The sequence below is a fragment of the Bacillus sp. YBsi01 genome, assembly GCF_038406745.1.
Lineage (GTDB): Bacteria > Bacillota > Bacilli > Bacillales > Bacillaceae > Bacillus > Bacillus siamensis.
In genome coordinates this window covers 2,294,499-2,310,861 of sequence record NZ_CP151679.1, presented here as the reverse complement: position 1 = coordinate 2,310,861, position 16,363 = coordinate 2,294,499, and the positions used below count along the sequence as shown (strand labels likewise).

Here is a 16,363-nt window from a genome sequence, read left to right as displayed (position 1 = left end):
ATGAGTCATGAAGCAAATGTAGTGGTTTGGAGCAAAAAGGGCTGTGCGTATTGCGAGGAAGTGAAAGGATATTTGCGGGAAAAGGCCATTGCGTACGAAACAATTGATGTGACGGAGCGGGATGAATTGCGTGATGTGCTTCACACGAAGTACGGCATCCGCCATGTCCCCGTCGTTGAAATCGGCAGCGGTGACAGGCGGGTGTATCAGGCCGTTACTCAAGTCGGCATTGAACACGTAGAACGGGCGCTTGCCGATTACGAGGGAAAAAAGGGGGAGAGAAAATGAGCCGGACGGATCTTATTCAATTCGGAGCCATGATTCACGGTGTCGGCGGTACAACGGACGGGTGGCGTCATCCCGACGTCGATCCGTCAGCAAGCACGAATGCGGCGTTTTACAGGCAAAAAGCGCAGACCGCTGAAAGAGGGCTGTTCAGCTTTGCTTTTATTGCGGACGGTTTGTTCATTTCTGAAAAGTCCATCCCGCATTTCTTAAATCGGTTTGAGCCGATCACCATTTTATCGGCGCTTACCGCTTCTACAACCCATCTTGGTTTAATCGGCACATTTTCCACATCGTTCACTGAGCCGTTCACCATCGCAAGACAGCTCATGTCTCTTGACCATATCAGCGGCGGCCGGGCGGGCTGGAATCTCGTCACTTCTCCGCAGGCGGGGGCTGCGCGCAATCACAGCAAGGAAAGCCTTCCCGACCACAGCCGGCGTTACGCCATCGCCCAAGAACATGTGGACGTGGTGCGCGGTCTGTGGAATTCCTGGGAAGAAGATGCCTTCGTCCGCAACAAAGAAACCGGACAGTTTTTTGATCCTGACAAACTGCATCGTCTGTATCACAAAGGCGAGTATTTTCAAGTGGAGGGCCCGCTGAATATCGGCCGGTCCAAACAGGGAGAGCCGGTCGTTTTCCAAGCGGGGTCTTCAGAAACCGGCCGGTCGTTTGCCGCGCGGAATGCCGATGCAGTCTTTACGCACTCCAATTCACTTGAGGAAACGAAAGCTTTTTATGATGATGTGAAGAAGCGGGCGGCGGATTACGGCCGGGACGCTTCCAAACTGCGGATCTTTCCGGGAATCAGTCCGATTATAGCCGGATCACAAGAAGAAGCGGAAGCGAAATACCAAGAATTCGCCGAGCTGATTCCGATAGAGAACGCCGTTAAATATGTGGCCAGATTTTTTGACGATTATGATCTGAGCCGGTTTCCATTGGATGAGCCGTTTCCTGATTTGGGCGACGTCGGAAAAAACGCGTTTCAAAGCACGACAGACCGTATCAAAAGAGAGGCGAAAGCCCGGAATCTTACGCTGCGTCAAGTGGCGCGCGAAGCCGCGTTTCCGCGAACCAACTTTATCGGGACACCGGAACGTGTGGCATCATTAATTGAAACATGGTTTCAGCGGGAAGCGGCGGACGGGTTTATCATTCACTCTGACATCCCGGGCATGCTTGAAGCCTTTGTGGATCATGTCATACCGATCCTTCAGGAAAAGGGGCTGTACCGAAAAAGCTATCCGGCGGATACACTGCGGGGGAATCTCGGATTGGATATTCCGGTCTGCAAACCAAATCCGATTTTGAGCAGAAACTAAATGTTTCTGCTTTTTCTGCTGCTTCCAACCCCCGTCATTAAAGCATTTCAAAAAAAATATACTGATTTCGAGATATTATTGTTGCTAAAAGATTTTTTTGTAACTATAATTATTACAGAACTGATCAGTATAAAAAAACATTCATATTTCATAATAAATATGTGTGTAATCTGAAAACGAAAGGGCTGTTTACAATGGCAAAAGTACTTTATATCACTGCTCATCCTCATGATGAAAAGACATCTTACAGCATGGCGACAGGAAAAGCGTTTATCGATTCTTATAAAGAATCAAACCCGAATGATGAGGTTGTACATATCGACCTTTACAAAGAAAACATTCCTCATATCGACGCGGATGTATTCAGCGGCTGGGGAAAACTTCAATCCGGCACAGGTTTTGAAGAGCTTTCTGAAAATGAAAAAGCGAAAGTCGGCCGTCTGAACGAGCTGAGCGATCAATTCGCATCTGCTGACAAATACGTATTCGTTACACCGCTTTGGAACTTCTCATTCCCGCCTGTTATGAAAGCGTACCTTGATTCTGTAGCTGTAGCCGGAAAATCATTCAAATATACAGAACAAGGCCCGATCGGTCTGTTGACAGACAAAAAAGCGCTCCACATTCAGGCGCGCGGAGGCTATTACTCTGAAGGACCGGCGGCTGACATGGAAATGGGCCACCGTTACATCGGCATCATGATGAACTTCTTCGGCGTTCCTTCTTTCGACGGATTAATCGTTGAAGGCCATAATGCTGAACCGAATAAAGCACAGCAAATTAAAGAAGATGCGATTGCCCGCGCGAAAGAAGCCGGAAAATCATTCTGATCTTAAAAAAACCTCCCCGCCGTACGGCTGGGAGGTTTTTCATATTAAAGGGCGATCGTCCGTTTTTGTTCGCTGCTTTTCATCACCGCTTCAATGACACGGATGACATCGATGCCTTCTTCCGCCGTAACAGGAAGCCGTTTTCCGTTTAAGATGCTGTCTGCCAGCCGTTTGTAGTACGTAAGGTAAGATCCGTTCTCAGAGGGGATTGTTTCTGTATGTCTTTTCTCATCCGCTGCAGTTGTCAGCTCACCGAAGCTGTCAGGGTCATCGGCGCCCCAGTTCTCGTCAATCGGCTTTTGGCCGGCTGAAAGCGCAGCTTCCTGTCCGTCCTTTCCGTATTTGATAAAGCTTGCATTCCGTCCGTGAATCTGATAGCGCGGGCCGCTTGCCGCATTCATGGAGCCGGATTGAAGAATAACCTGAAGCTTGCCGTAATGGAGGGCGGCCAGAAACCAATCGGCCGTTTCACTGTTGTCCCGCTGTTTCATCACATGTGCGGTGACGGATTCCGGCATTCCGAACAGCAGGAGTGTCTGGTCAATAATATGTGAACCGAGATCATACAGCGTTCCCGTGGCGGGTCCGTTTTTTTCGCGCCATCTTTCTTGTACAACTGGGTTGTATAGATCGTAGTTGACCTGATATGTATGAATGTCTTGAAGCGCCCCGTCCCGAATCAGCTTTTGAATCGTTAAAAAGTCATTGTCCCAGCGCCGGTTGTGATACACGCTCAGCAAGACGCCTTTATTTTCAGCCGTTCTTCTCAGCTCCTCCGCTTCTGCTGAAGTCGCCGTCATCGGCTTTTCCACGACGGTGTGTTTCCCCGCAAGGAGACATTTCATCGCTGATTCATAATGCATTCCGCTCGGTGTCGTAACGATGACGAGATCAATATCAGGGTCTCCGGTGATGTCTTCAATCGTGCGCACGGCTTCAGCCCCCGGCAGATCACGTTTGACCTCATCCGTTCTGGAGGTCATGACTTTTTTGATCTGATAATCATCAAGGACGTCCAAAAGCGGCGCATGAAAGACTTTCCCCGACAGACCATATCCCAATAGGCCAACCTGTATCGTTTTCAATGAACTTCCCCCTCTTGATATGTGATAACAATATATACCCCGCGGGTGTACTGGTAAAACTTGTGTGTTGAAAATTTTTTACACCGGTTTTTCAAGTCTGTATAATGAAGATAACGAAGAAAAAACGAGGTGGAAAATGGACAAACATACCGAACATCAATCGTTAAATCATAAAAGCGCCAAGGAAAAAGACCAGATTCTGAACCGGCTGAAACGGATTGAAGGCCAAGTCAGGGGCATTCAGAACATGGTGGAAAACGAACGATATTGCGTGGATATTCTCGTGCAGATTTCAGCCGTTCAGGCGGCCATGCAGAAAGTCGCATTTCATCTGCTGGAAGATCACGCCCATCACTGCGTAGCCGGCGCCATTGAGAGCGGAAACGGGGAGCAGGCGATTGCCGAGCTGCTGGATGTCGTGAAAAAAATCGCGAAATCATAAATAAAATGTTTTGAAATACCCTACAGGGGTATGGTAACATGAAGAAGAAAAAACAAGACGTGGAGGGAATCATCATGGAACAAAAAACACTGCAAGTCGAAGGCATGTCCTGTCAGCACTGCGTCAAAGCAGTAGAGACCGGAGTAGGAGAACTGAACGGAGTGACGGCGGTTCAGGTGAAATTGGAAGCCGGACAGGTGGATGTGACGTTTGATAAGAACAAAGTCTCCGTATCAGATATAAAAGACGCGATTGAAGATCAAGGTTATGACGTCGTATAAGGTTTATCGCGCTTCGGGAACGGGCGCGGTTTTCTTTTATGAAAATGATACCCCCTGGGGGTTTGTGAGAAGAGGTGAGGGCATTGAGTGAACCAAAAGAAATGACTATTCAAGTGGGAGGCATGACATGCGCCGCCTGCGCTTCAAGAATTGAAAAAGGACTGAAACGGATGGACGGCGTCAATGACGCTTCCGTCAATCTTGCGCTTGAGACCTCAAATATTTCCTATCAGCCTGACAAAATCGAAGCTGGCGCCATAAAGGATAAGATTGAAAAACTCGGCTATCACGTCGTGACGGAAAAAGCCGATTTTCAGATTGAAGGCATGACGTGTGCCGCCTGCGCCAATCGGATTGAAAAGCGCCTGAACAAAATAGAGGGCGTTGTGGGCGCGCCGGTGAATTTCGCCCTTGAAACGGTCTCCGTTGAATACAACCCTAAAGAAGTGGCACCGAAAGAACTGAAAGAGACCGTGGCAAAACTCGGCTACCGGTTAGAAGATAAGGAAGCGGACGGCCAAGACGGCGGATTATCTCAAAAGGAAAAAGAACAGCGTAAACAGCTGATCAGGCTGATATTTTCTGCCGTTCTCTCCTTTCCGCTTCTATGGTCGATGGTCAGCCATTTTTCTTTTACTTCTTTTATCTGGATGCCGGATATCCTGATGAATCCGTGGCTGCAATTCGCGCTTGCCACCCCGGTGCAGCTCGTCATCGGCTGGCCTTTTTATACGGGAGCGTACAAGGCGCTTAGAAATAAAAGCGCCAATATGGATGTTCTCGTTGCCCTCGGAACGACGGCCGCTTACGCGTACAGCCTGTACATGACGATTGCGTCTCTCGGGCGAAACGGCCATGCCGAGGGGCTTTATTATGAAACGAGCGCCATTTTGCTGACTTTGATTTTGCTTGGAAAGCTTTTAGAGATGAAAGCAAAAGGCCGCTCATCAGAAGCGATTAAAAAGTTAATGAAGCTTCAGGCGAAGACGGCGGCGGTTGAGCGGGAAGGGAAGGTACAGGTGATTCCGATTGACGAGGTCCGGACGGGGGACATCGTATATGTGAAACCGGGAGAACGCGTTCCTGTCGATGGCGAAGTGATTGAAGGCCATTCCGCGATTGATGAATCGATGATTACGGGAGAAAGCATGCCTGCAGATAAGTCTCCGGGGAGCACCGTCACCGGGGCGACGATCAATGCAAACGGCTTTCTCAAAATCAGAGCGGTGAATGTCGGGAAAGATACCGCGCTTGCACACATTATTAAAATCGTGGAAGAAGCCCAAGGATCAAAAGCGCCCATTCAGCGTCTCGCGGATCACATTTCAGGCATTTTCGTCCCGATTGTGCTGGGATTGGCCGTGGTGACTTTTCTCATTTGGTATGTATGGGTATCTCCGGGACAGTTTTCTGAAGCGATCGGCAAATTCATCGCCGTGCTTGTCATTGCCTGTCCGTGCGCACTCGGGCTCGCCACTCCGACGAGCATTATGGCGGGCTCCGGCCGTGCAGCTGAATTCGGCATTCTCTTTAAAGGCGGAGAGCATTTAGAAAAGACACAGCGTCTGACGACAATCGTACTGGATAAAACCGGAACGGTGACAAACGGCAGACCGGTGCTGACAGACGCCGTACCGGCAGCGGGAATGAACGAAGAGGAACTCCTCCGGCTGGCGGCTGCCGCTGAAGCGGGATCGGAGCACCCGCTTGGAGAAGCCATCGTTTCAGGAGCCGAAAAACGGGGGGTTTCCATTCCGAAACTAACCCGTTTCCAAGCCCGGATCGGTTCCGGAATCTATGCAGAGGCTGACGGGAGAACGATTCTTGCCGGATCAAGACGGCTGATGGAATCGGAACACATTGAGCATAGTGCATTGCTTCCGCACATGACCCGCTTGGAGGCGGAAGGAAAAACGGTGATGCTTATTGCGGCAGACGGCAAAGCGGCGGGGCTTATCGCAGTCGCCGATACGATCAAAGAAACATCTCAGGCTGCGGTGAAACGCCTGAAGGATATGGGCCTTGACGTCATCATGATGACCGGTGACAACCAAAAGACGGCGGAAGCCATTGCTAAAGCCGCAGGCATCAGCAGTGTGATTGCCGAAGTGCTTCCCGAACAAAAGGCAGCGGAGATTTCCCGGCTGCAAAAAGAAGGCCGGCGCGTGGCAATGGTCGGCGACGGCATCAATGATGCTCCGGCGCTGGCTGTGGCCGATATCGGGATGGCCATCGGCACCGGCACCGATATCGCAATGGAAGCAGCGGACATTACGCTGATTCGCGGAGACCTGAACGGCATTGCCGACGCCATCGGCATGAGCAGGCTGACTATGAGAAACATCAAGCAGAATTTAGGATGGGCATTGGGCTACAACACCATAGGCATTCCGATTGCGGCAGCCGGCTTTCTGGCTCCGTGGGTGGCAGGCGCCGCCATGGCGTTCAGCTCGGTATCGGTCGTCCTTAATGCTTTGCGTTTACAGAAGGTGAAAAAAGACAAAATCGGCTGATGCCGGTTTTGTCTTTTTTATTGACACTTTATCCAAAACTTGCATATAATATAGAAAACAACTATATGAACATATGCTCATATATATAATTTCGTTTAGCTGCATTGATATTATGGGAATCCTATTACGGAAAGTAGGGTGAGTCGAAAATGAAAGCGGCAAAAGGTGAATTTGTGTTAGACGGACTTGATTGCAGCAACTGTGCAAAAAAAATAGAAAACGGCGTAAAAGCCATTGACGGCATCGACGGCTGTGCTGTCAATTTTGCGGCAAGCACCATCACGGTTTCGGCCGGGGGCAAAGATGAGCAATGGATGAAAGACGAAGTCGCAAAAAAAGTAAAGTCCATTGATCCTCATGTGACCGTCCGTTCGAAGCATGAGGACAAACCCGGAGAGGATGAATACCGCAAAAAGCTGCAGCTGATGTTAGTGAGATTGGCGGCGGGCGCCGTTTTGGCCGTCATCGCTTATTTCGCGCACACAGGCGCCGTCCTTGAGTTTCTGCTCTTTTTTGCTTCGTATTTGATCATCGGCGGCGATATCGTAGCCAGAGCGGGAAAAAATATTGTCCGCGGCCAGGTATTTGATGAGCATTTTCTGATGGCGCTTGCGACAATCGGCGCATTTATCATTCATCAGTATCCGGAAGGCGTCGCGGTCATGCTGTTCTACCAAATCGGTGAATTGTTTCAGGGGGCGGCCGTCAGCCGATCCAGAAAATCGATCAGCGCGTTATTGGACATCCGTCCTGAGTACGCCAATGTGAAAACGGAAAACGGCATGGCTGCCGTTCCGCCGCAGGACGTTAAAGTCGGACAGGTCATCGTCGTGAATCCCGGAGAACGGATTCCGCTGGACGGAAAGGTGCTGAACGGCTCATCGATGGTTGATACATCCGCTTTAACGGGCGAATCCGTGCCGAGAAAAGCGGAGCCGGGGCAAGATGTGATGGCCGGATTTATGAACCAGAACGGCGTGCTTCATATTGAAACCTCTAAAGGATATGAAGACTCCGCCGTATCAAAAATATTGGATCTGGTCGAAAATGCGGCCGGACGCAAAGCGAAAACGGAAAACTTTATTACGAAGTTTGCCAAGTACTATACACCGGCCGTTGTCATTGTTGCGGTGCTTCTCGCCTTTTTACCGCCGCTTTTCGTGCCGTCAGCCGCGCTGTCCGACTGGGTGTACCGGGCGCTGATTTTCCTTGTGATTTCTTGTCCGTGCGCACTTGTCGTCTCCATTCCGCTCGGGTTTTTCGGCGGTATCGGAGCCGCGTCTAAAGCAGGGGTGCTCGTGAAAGGCAGCAACTATTTAGAAGCGCTCAATCAGGTGGCATACGCCGTGTTTGATAAAACGGGAACCTTAACGAAAGGCAATTTCGCCGTTACTGATATCAAACCGGCGGCAGGATTTACACAAGACAGCCTGCTTCATGCGGCTGCGCTTGCCGAAGTCCATTCCAATCATCCGATTGCTTCATCCATCCGCGAGGCTTACAATCAACCGCTCGCGGCTGAGGAAATTGAAGAATATGAAGAAATACCCGGACACGGCATTCGGGTGAAAACTGGCGGTTCAACGATTTTGGCCGGAAATCAAAAACTGATGGCAAAAGAACAAATCGCTTCCGGCACAGCTGAAAACAACGGAACCGTCGTTTACGTTGCCGTTGATCAGCAGTATGCGGGGGCGATCGTGATCGCCGACGAAATCAAAGAGGACGCCAAACAGGCCATTGCCCGTTTAAAAGCGCTCGGCGTCAAACGGACAGTAATGCTGACGGGTGATTCAAAGCAGACCGGTGAAGCGGTCGGCCGCGAGCTCGGTATTGATGACGTGTATACAGAACTGCTGCCGGGTGACAAAGTAGACCGAGTCGAAGAACTCGAAGCGGCGCTTGCACCGAATGAAAAACTGATGTTTGTCGGTGACGGGATTAACGATACGCCTGTGCTTGCCAGAGCTGACATCGGAGCTGCCATGGGGGCTCTCGGTTCTGATGCCGCCGTAGAAGCGGCCGATGTCGTCCTGATGACAGACCAGCCGTCAAAAGCAGCCGAAGCCATCCGGATTGCACGCCGCACACGCCGGATCGTCTGGCAGAACATTGGATTTGCTTTAGGCGTGAAAATCATTTTTCTCCTGCTTGGCGCATTCGGATTCGCCACCATGTGGGAAGCGGTCTTTTCAGATGTAGGCGTCACGCTGATCGCCGTTGCCAACGCGATGCGCGTCATGAGAGTGAAAGCGGAATAATTGTCAAAGATAATTCGTTTTTCAGGGTTTTCTTAAACAAGGTTGTCTTGGTAAAATAGAGAAGCGGGCCATCCGGCATCCGCTTCTTTTTTATTTTAAAAACAATGAGGTGTCTGAGTGAAAAAGAAACAATCGTCTGCGAAATTTGCGGTGATTCTGACGTTAATCGTTGTCGTTTTATTTGCGGCCATCGTAATTATTAACAACCAAACGGAAAAAGCGGGCGAAACAGCCGCCGAACAGCCTTCCATTAAAGGACAGCCCGTGCTCGGCAAAGAGAGCGCGCCTGTGACGGTAGTTGAATTCGGAGATTACAAATGTCCGTCATGCAAAGTATTTAACAGCGATATCTTTCCGAAAATCAAAAAAGATTTTATCGATAAAGGCGACGTGAAATTTTCATTTGTGAACGTCATGTTCCACGGAACCGGCTCGCGTCTGGCGGCACTTGCCTCAGAAGAGGTGTGGAAGGAAGACCCGGCATCATTCTGGGCTTTCCATGAAAAGCTGTTTGAAGAGCAGCCGTCAAGCGAACAGGAATGGGTCACGCCTGCATTGCTTGAAAAGACGGTCAAAAGCACCGCGAAAAAGGTTGATCCTGACAAGCTGAAGGAAAACCTTGATAAAGAAACCTTCGCAACAGAGCTGAAAGCTGACACTGACCTGAATGATAAATTAAATATCACGGCGACACCGACGATTTACGTAAATGACAAAGTGATTAAAGACTTCGCTAATTATGAGGAGATTTCAAAAACGATTAAGAAAGAGCTGAAAAATGAAAAATAGAATCGTATTTTTATATGCTTCTTGGGTAATAGCTCTTGTTGCCATGCTCGGCAGCCTATATTTCAGCGAGATCAGAAAATTCATACCGTGCGAGCTGTGCTGGTATCAAAGAATTCTCATGTACCCGCTTGTCCTGATTTTAGGAATCGCCACCTTTCAGGGTGACACGCGCGTGAAAAAATATGTGCTCCCGATGGCCGTCATCGGTGCGTTTATATCGATCATGCATTACCTTGAGCAGAAGGTGCCCGGTTTCAGCGGCATCAAGCCATGCGTCTACGGCGTGCCTTGCTCATCTGAATATATTAACTGGTTCGGTTTTATTACCATTCCATTCTTAGCATTGACGGCATTTATTCTCATTATTGTCTGCATGTGTTTTGTCAAAGCGGAACGCACGGCAAAATAAAGAGCCTGCTCCATGGGAGCGGCTCTTTTTCTATTATCTGTACCAAGCTTTGTTTGTCTCAATCTGTCTGTTATGGGAACTGTCCCAAATATCTACGGAATAGGCATAATCATAATTCATGACGCAGCGGATGCCGCTGCCTTGGGCGTCATGCTGAAGTCCGAAATTATGGGAAAACTCGTGCTGGGCCGCTTTCGCCGTGTTGGCCGTTCCTTGATCTAGGTTCACGCTGAAAGCCGGGCCGCTCGGTTTGCCGTTATATACATACGCGATACCGCCGGCGTCAAAACTCGATTTTGCGGTAAAACCGACGACAAAATGATAATTTTGATTTCTGAAGCTGCTTTGGAGATTCGATAAAATCTGAGAACTGTTTGAGCCGGAGGAATTCCAGGCTTGCACGGCCTGTACGACAAAATCAATGTTATGATCACGGTTGAAGGCGACATCAGCCTGCTCCACGATCTGGACGATCCGCGTTTGCCAGTCGCTGTATTTGGCGCGGTATTCAGCGTCCGCCACCGCCAGTACTCTGACCTTCTGAGAGCCCGTGCTGGCTTTAGTTGAGGCTTTATCCTGATTGACATTGGCGTCGAATCGTTTCGTGCCGACCTGCTTACCGTTTTCATCCAGAATTTTTGTATCAACCGTCTGTTCAATCTGAACCGGGCCTTTCAGATCTTTAAAATGATCGGCTTTCGGAAGCGGGTCCGTATACACCGTTTTGGCCGGCTCCGCATGAGTGTGCGAATGCGTATGGCTTTCGGCTGACGGCAGGCCAGGAATTAATCCGGCGGCCAGTAAAACTGGAAAAACAAGTGAACTGATTTTCATCTTATAACCCCCCTTTTTTGTTAAGAGAAGGTATTCAATGTAACTTCCAATAAACCTCCTAATATAGTATAAAATAGGAAAATGTTCTTGCCTCCAGCCATGCTGAATGCAGTTGTCCCGATTTTGGGATCAGAATCTTTCAAAAATAAGGTTGATTTTAAGAGAAAGCGATTATAAAATCTAATGGTCGTCAGAAAATTTAACAAATAAAAAGGAGCATATGGAATGGCCTGGGAGCTGCTTAGTGTAATCGGCATCATTGCGTTTGCGGTCAGCGGAGCGATTGTTGCGATGGAAGAGGAGTATGATATTTTAGGCGTGTATATCTTGGGGATTGTAACGGCGTTCGGCGGCGGAGCCATCCGAAACCTGCTGATCGGTGTTCCGGTCTCCGCCTTGTGGGAGCAAGGCGCATTTTTTCAAATCGCTCTCGCATCAGTTACGATTGTCTTTTTATTTCCGAAGCTGCTGTTAAGACATTGGAGTAAATGGGGCAACTTATCCGATGCCATCGGGCTTTCGGCGTTTGCCATCCAAGGCGCTTTGTATGCCGTGAAAATGGGCCATCCGCTCAGTGCAGTGGTTGCGGCCGCGGTGCTGACCGGAAGCGGGGGCGGCATCATACGGGATCTGCTCGCGGGCAGGAAGCCCCTTGTGCTCAAGTCGGAAATTTATGCAGTCTGGGCCGCACTCGGAGGATTAATCGTGGGCCTCGGCTGGGCCGGGAATGCCGCAGGTTTGTATGTGCTGTTCCTAGTGCTTGTGGCATGCCGCATCTGCAGTTATGTTTTCAGGTGGCGCCTGCCGATTCGTTCCTATCATATAGATCAGTAAAAAACCGATTTCATAAAAGAAATCGGTTTTTTTGCATAACGGATAAAAAGACGCCCGATATGATAAGAAAAAGGGTATTTGACTATAATGATGAATAATATGTTTGGTAAAGAAAGCCGGATTTGTCAGCTTGATGTCGGAGGTGCCGCTGATGGCAAAACGTGATGAAGAATGGAAAGAAGAGCAGGAAAGAATCAATTTTGTCATGAAGGAACTGGATCAGAAACAAACGCGTCTTGAAGCATCATCGGGCGGATTGAAGCAGGATATTGTCGGCCTGAGAAAAACGTTTTGGGATGATGTCACGGTTAATTTGGATGATGCCCATGAAGCGGCGGAAACATTTTCAAGCATTAAACAGCAGGCTGAAATGCTTTCAGAACGTGAACGGACGCATCGGCTTCAATACCGGCAGCTTCAAAAAATCCAAAAGCTGAAAGCCTCTCCTTACTTCGGCCGTGTCGATTTTACGGAAAAAGGGGAGTCCTCTGCCGAGCAGATTTATATCGGGCTGACTTCTTTAATGGATGAAAACAATGAGCATTTTCTCATTTACGATTGGCGTGCGCCCATTTCATCTCTTTACTATCAATATTCCCCGGGAAAAGCCCGCTATGAAGTTCCGGAAGAAACGATAGAAGGGGACATCACACTGAAGCGGCAGTTTATCATTAAAAACGGGACGCTTAAAGCGATGTTTAACACGGATATGACGATTGGTGACGAAATGCTGCAAGAGGTGCTGAGCGGCCATTCCGGCCAGCATATGAAAAACATCGTGTCAACCATCCAAAAAGAACAGAATGAAATCATTCGTGATGAAAAAAGCAAATATCTCATCGTTCAGGGAGCCGCCGGAAGCGGGAAAACATCCGCGGCGCTTCAGCGGGCCGCTTACTTGCTGTACCGCGGGCGCGGTGTGCTTGACGCCCGTCAGATAGTGCTGTTTTCTCCGAACATTTTATTCAACAGTTACGTTTCCGCCGTATTGCCGGAACTGGGAGAAGAAAATATGGAGCAGGCCACGTTTCAGGAATATATCGCCCGCCGGCTCGGACGAAAGTTTGAATGTGAAAGCCCGTACGAACAGCTCGAATATTGCCTGACCGAGCAGAACCAGGACGCCCTTTCCGTAAGGCTCGAAGCCATTGCTTACAAAGCGTCACCAGCTTTTCAGGCCATGATTGACCGTTATGCCGGGTCGCTTTCGGTCTCCGGTCTGATATGTAAACAGATCAGCTTCCGAGGAGACATCCTGATTTCAAAAGAGCGGATTGAAGCCTATTTTTATTCGCTTGATAAGCAGCTGCTGATTCCGAACAGAGCGGAGCTGACGGCGGAATGGCTTCTTACGGAAATCAGCGCACTCGAAAAAAAGGAGCGTAAGAAGGAATGGGTGCTGCAGGAGAGTGAGCTGCTTGATAAAGAAGATTATGCGGAGGTTTATCAAAAACTTAAGAAGCAAGCGGCGGATGATGAACCTGCATTTGACGACCATCAGCGTGAACAGCGCCTGCTTGGCGCCATTATTGTCCGCAAAGCCTTTAAACCGATTAAACAGGCCGTCAGACAGCTCGGCTTTCTCGATATAAAACGGATGTACCTCCGGCTGTTTTCAGACTGGGGAGCTGATGAAAAGCCCGATCATTGGCAGAGCATCGGGGCTTTAACCCGCAGCGCATTTGCAGAACGGTCGCTCCCGTATGAAGATGCCGCTCCGTATCTGTATTTGCAGGACCTGATAGAAGGAAAAAGAATAAACACACAAATGAAGCACGTTTTCATTGATGAAGCGCAGGATTATTCCTCTTTTCAGCTCACGTATATTCAAAGCATCTTCCCGGCTGCAAAAATGACGGTGCTCGGTGATGTCAGCCAGTCGATTTATGCACACACCATTACCGGTCCTTCTTCACTCGCCGGCTGCTTCCGCAATGGCGCAGAAAAGGATGTCAGCCTGAAGAGGACTTACAGATCGACGCGGCAGATTGTTGAATTTACGAAAGCGCTGCTGGCTGATGGTGATGACATTGAGCCTTTTAACCGGAACGGGGAAAAACCACGGGTTCTGCGGGCGGATACTGAAAAAGAGCGCCGCGAGCAATTGACTCAAACAATACGGGAGCTCAGGCAAAAAGGCCGGGAGACGATCGCTGTCATCTGCAAAACGGCCGCGGAAGCGGAAAAAGTGTTTCAGACAGTCAGCGCCGGGAGCAGTGTCCGTTTGATCAATAAAGAAAACCAGCCTTTTCAAAAAGGGGTATGCGTCATTCCCGTGTATTTGGCAAAAGGCATTGAGTTTGACGCCGTCATTGTCGCTGACGCCTCTGCTGCTCAGTATAAAAGCGGGCATGACCGCAAGCTTTTATATACGGCCTGCACGCGGGCGATGCATCATCTGACCGTGCTGTCTCCGGGAGAACTCTCTCCTTTTATAAACGAAGTGCCCGCCGGCTTATTCGTGTAAGCCCTTTGCCCAAGTGCAAAGGGCTTTTTATCATTAGTAATCTTAATCATTATCATCATGATTATATATTTTACTTACACACAAACTTTCGGTAAAGTTTCAATTAGAATATTATTTTGACAATTCCTATAGAAATAACGTACGTTACGTTTAATTCCTTGTGAGGTGGATATCGTTGCAACTTCAGGTCATGAACAGTCCGTTTAATCAGGAGCAGGCAGAGCTCCTTAACCGCCTTCTGCCGACCTTGACAGAATCACAGAAAATCTGGCTGAGCGGTTATTTGGCTGCGGCCCGGCCCGAGTCCGGTGAAGCAGCCGCACCCGCTCCCCAGGCTGCGGCAGAAAGCCCGGCAGTCTCGAAAGAAGTGACCGTATTATACGGATCGCAAACGGGAAATGCGGAAGGTCTTGCGAAACAGACGGTAAAGACGCTTGAGGAACGGGGATTCCAAGTCACCGTCGCGTCTATGAACGATTTTAAGCCGAATAATCTGAAAAAAATAAACAATTTACTGATCGTGGTGAGCACGCACGGAGAAGGCGATCCGCCGGATAATGCGCTGGCTTTTCATGAATTTCTTCACGGCAGACGCGCGCCGAAGCTTGAAGCGCTCCGTTTTTCCGTTTTGGCGCTCGGGGACAGCTCGTATGAATTTTTCTGCCAGACCGGCAAAGAGTTTGACGAGCGTCTTAAAGAGCTCGGCGGCACGCAGCTTGCGCCTCGGGTTGATTGCGATCTTGATTATGATGAACCGTTTTCGGAATGGCTTGATGCGGTTATCGGCGGCCTGAACGAAGGTGCGGGAAACCAAACAGCCGAAGCGCCTGCCGAGACGCCTGCTCTCGGTGAATCCGTTTATTCCAGAACGAACCCGTTTCGGGCGGAGGTTCTTGAGAACATCAATCTGAACGGGCGCGGTTCGAATAAAGAAACACGCCATCTGGAGCTTTCGCTTGAAGGATCCGGTCTCGCGTATCAGCCCGGGGACAGCCTCGGCATCTATCCGGAAAATGATCCGGCGCTCGTGGATGAGCTGATCAATGAGCTGAAATGGGACCCAAAACAGGAAGTGGCGGTGAATAAGCAAGGAGAGACCCGTCCGCTGAAAGACGCGCTCACTTCTCATTTTGAAATTACAGTGTTAACAAAACCGCTCTTGCAAAAGGCCGCACAGTTTACGACTGACAAAAAGCTGGGTGAACTTCTGGCCGAAGGAAATGAAGAGCAGGTGAAAGCATACATCAACGGCCGTGATCTGCTTGATCTCGTCCGGGATTTCGGTCCGTGGGAAGCGTCCGCGGAAGACTTTCTTTCCATCCTGCGTAAAATGCCGGCCCGGCTCTATTCGATCGCAAGCAGTTTAGAAGCGAATCCGGAAGAAGTGCATCTGACAATCGGAGCGGTCAGATATGACGCGCACGGCAGAGAACGAAAGGGCGTCTGCAGCATTCTGTGTGCGGAAAGACTCCAGCCGGGAGATACGCTTCCGATTTACATTCAGCACAACCAAAACTTCAAGCTGCCGGAAAACCCGGATACACCGATTATTATGGTCGGGCCGGGGACAGGCATCGCGCCGTTCCGTTCCTTTATGCAGGAACGTGAAGAAACCGGTGCTGAAGGGAAAACATGGCTGTTTTTCGGAGATCAGCACTTTGTCACTGATTTTCTGTATCAGACGGAATGGCAAAAATGGCTGCAAAACGGTGTACTTACAAAAATGGACGTCGCTTTTTCCCGGGATTCGGAGGAAAAAGTATATGTGCAGCACCGTATGAAAGAACAAAGCAAAGAGCTGTATGAATGGCTGCAGCAGGGAGCCGCCGTATACATCTGCGGTGATGAACAGCATATGGCGCATGACGTGCACCAGGCGCTTCTCGATATCATTCAGGAAGAAGGCGGCATGAGCCGTGAAAAAGCGGAAAGCTTCCTGGCAGACATGCAGCAGAAAAAACGCTATCAGCGTGACGTATATTGATTTTGGTTTGAAAGGAGCTTA

14 protein-coding genes are annotated in these 16,363 nt (G+C 49.5%); 12 read left to right on the top strand and 2 right to left on the bottom strand.

Going from position 1 to position 16,363, the window contains the following annotated elements:
• From AADZ70_RS11530 to azoRB, 3 genes are all read left to right on the top strand, one after another.
• Window positions 1–288, top strand: a complete 288-nt coding sequence (locus AADZ70_RS11530) for a glutaredoxin family protein (RefSeq protein ID WP_045925956.1) — start codon at window positions 1–3, stop codon at window positions 286–288.
• Window positions 285–1,613: an LLM class flavin-dependent oxidoreductase gene (locus AADZ70_RS11525; RefSeq protein ID WP_342007065.1), complete on the top strand. Its 1,329-nt coding sequence runs from the start codon at window positions 285–287 to the stop codon at window positions 1,611–1,613. The genes AADZ70_RS11530 and AADZ70_RS11525 overlap by 4 nt, the downstream gene beginning before the upstream one ends.
• Window positions 1,614–1,807: 194 nt before the next feature.
• Entirely contained in the window at window positions 1,808–2,443 is a 636-nt protein-coding gene (gene azoRB, locus AADZ70_RS11520; RefSeq protein ID WP_003151719.1) for an FMN-dependent NADH-azoreductase AzoRB, read from the top strand.
• A gap of 44 nt (window positions 2,444–2,487) precedes the next feature.
• Here azoRB and AADZ70_RS11515 read toward each other — a convergent pair whose 3' ends face one another.
• The gene (locus tag AADZ70_RS11515; RefSeq protein WP_342007064.1) at window positions 2,488–3,528 is read right to left on the bottom strand and encodes an oxidoreductase; all 1,041 of its coding nucleotides are present in this window, start codon (window positions 3,526–3,528) and stop codon (window positions 2,488–2,490) included.
• 136 nt (window positions 3,529–3,664) lie between these two features.
• Here AADZ70_RS11515 and csoR point away from each other — a divergent pair, with 136 nt between their 5' ends.
• The 6 genes from csoR (at window position 3,665) to AADZ70_RS11485 (ending at window position 10,223) form a co-directional block, all read left to right on the top strand.
• On the top strand, window positions 3,665–3,970 hold the full coding sequence (gene csoR / locus AADZ70_RS11510; RefSeq protein ID WP_013353610.1) for a copper-sensing transcriptional repressor CsoR: 306 nt from the start codon (window positions 3,665–3,667) through the stop codon (window positions 3,968–3,970).
• 74 nt (window positions 3,971–4,044) lie between these two features.
• The gene (gene copZ / locus AADZ70_RS11505; RefSeq protein ID WP_230014598.1) at window positions 4,045–4,251 is read left to right on the top strand and encodes a copper chaperone CopZ; all 207 of its coding nucleotides are present in this window, start codon (window positions 4,045–4,047) and stop codon (window positions 4,249–4,251) included.
• Window positions 4,252–4,334: 83 nt separating this feature from the next.
• Window positions 4,335–6,764: a heavy metal translocating P-type ATPase gene (locus AADZ70_RS11500; protein WP_342007063.1), complete on the top strand. Its 2,430-nt coding sequence runs from the start codon at window positions 4,335–4,337 to the stop codon at window positions 6,762–6,764.
• 149 nt (window positions 6,765–6,913) lie between these two features.
• Window positions 6,914–9,025 carry a heavy metal translocating P-type ATPase gene (locus AADZ70_RS11495; RefSeq protein WP_342007062.1) on the top strand — a complete coding sequence of 704 codons (2,112 nt, stop codon included), beginning with the start codon at window positions 6,914–6,916 and terminating at the stop codon, window positions 9,023–9,025.
• Window positions 9,026–9,142: 117 nt separating this feature from the next.
• Window positions 9,143–9,814 (top strand): DsbA family protein, encoded by a 672-nt coding sequence (locus tag AADZ70_RS11490; protein ID WP_049627366.1) that lies wholly within the window; start codon window positions 9,143–9,145, stop codon window positions 9,812–9,814.
• Window positions 9,804–10,223 carry a disulfide oxidoreductase gene (locus tag AADZ70_RS11485; RefSeq protein WP_013353605.1) on the top strand — a complete coding sequence of 140 codons (420 nt, stop codon included), beginning with the start codon at window positions 9,804–9,806 and terminating at the stop codon, window positions 10,221–10,223. The genes AADZ70_RS11490 and AADZ70_RS11485 overlap by 11 nt, the downstream gene beginning before the upstream one ends.
• A gap of 33 nt (window positions 10,224–10,256) precedes the next feature.
• Here AADZ70_RS11485 and AADZ70_RS11480 read toward each other — a convergent pair whose 3' ends face one another.
• Window positions 10,257–11,057, bottom strand: a complete 801-nt coding sequence (locus AADZ70_RS11480) for a zinc-dependent metalloprotease (RefSeq protein ID WP_342007061.1) — start codon at window positions 11,055–11,057, stop codon at window positions 10,257–10,259.
• 225 nt (window positions 11,058–11,282) lie between these two features.
• Here AADZ70_RS11480 and AADZ70_RS11475 point away from each other — a divergent pair, with 225 nt between their 5' ends.
• From AADZ70_RS11475 to AADZ70_RS11465, 3 genes are all read left to right on the top strand, one after another.
• Window positions 11,283–11,891 carry a trimeric intracellular cation channel family protein gene (locus AADZ70_RS11475; RefSeq protein WP_016937932.1) on the top strand — a complete coding sequence of 203 codons (609 nt, stop codon included), beginning with the start codon at window positions 11,283–11,285 and terminating at the stop codon, window positions 11,889–11,891.
• 151 nt (window positions 11,892–12,042) lie between these two features.
• On the top strand, window positions 12,043–14,358 hold the full coding sequence (helD, locus tag AADZ70_RS11470) for an RNA polymerase recycling motor HelD (protein ID WP_342007060.1): 2,316 nt from the start codon (window positions 12,043–12,045) through the stop codon (window positions 14,356–14,358).
• A 175-nt stretch (window positions 14,359–14,533) separates the two neighbouring features.
• On the top strand, window positions 14,534–16,342 hold the full coding sequence (locus AADZ70_RS11465) for an assimilatory sulfite reductase (NADPH) flavoprotein subunit (RefSeq protein ID WP_342007059.1): 1,809 nt from the start codon (window positions 14,534–14,536) through the stop codon (window positions 16,340–16,342).
• Window positions 16,343–16,363: the final 21 nt, after the last annotated feature.

Bases quoted from the DNA above. Each gene is read 5' to 3' on its own strand.
- csoR (WP_013353610.1), top strand. From the start codon at position 3,665: ATGGACAAACATACCGAACATCAATCGTTAAATCATAAAAGCGCCAAG.
- AADZ70_RS11485 (WP_013353605.1), top strand. From the start codon at position 9,804: ATGAAAAATAGAATCGTATTTTTATATGCTTCTTGGGTAATAGCTCTT.
- AADZ70_RS11480 (WP_342007061.1), bottom strand. From the start codon at position 11,057: ATGAAAATCAGTTCACTTGTTTTTCCAGTTTTACTGGCCGCCGGATTA.
- helD (WP_342007060.1), top strand. From the start codon at position 12,043: ATGGCAAAACGTGATGAAGAATGGAAAGAAGAGCAGGAAAGAATCAAT.
- AADZ70_RS11495 (WP_342007062.1), top strand. From the start codon at position 6,914: ATGAAAGCGGCAAAAGGTGAATTTGTGTTAGACGGACTTGATTGCAGC.
- azoRB (WP_003151719.1), top strand. From the start codon at position 1,808: ATGGCAAAAGTACTTTATATCACTGCTCATCCTCATGATGAAAAGACA.
- AADZ70_RS11525 (WP_342007065.1), top strand. From the start codon at position 285: ATGAGCCGGACGGATCTTATTCAATTCGGAGCCATGATTCACGGTGTC.
- AADZ70_RS11530 (WP_045925956.1), top strand. From the start codon at position 1: ATGAGTCATGAAGCAAATGTAGTGGTTTGGAGCAAAAAGGGCTGTGCG.
- AADZ70_RS11475 (WP_016937932.1), top strand. From the start codon at position 11,283: ATGGCCTGGGAGCTGCTTAGTGTAATCGGCATCATTGCGTTTGCGGTC.
- copZ (WP_230014598.1), top strand. From the start codon at position 4,045: ATGGAACAAAAAACACTGCAAGTCGAAGGCATGTCCTGTCAGCACTGC.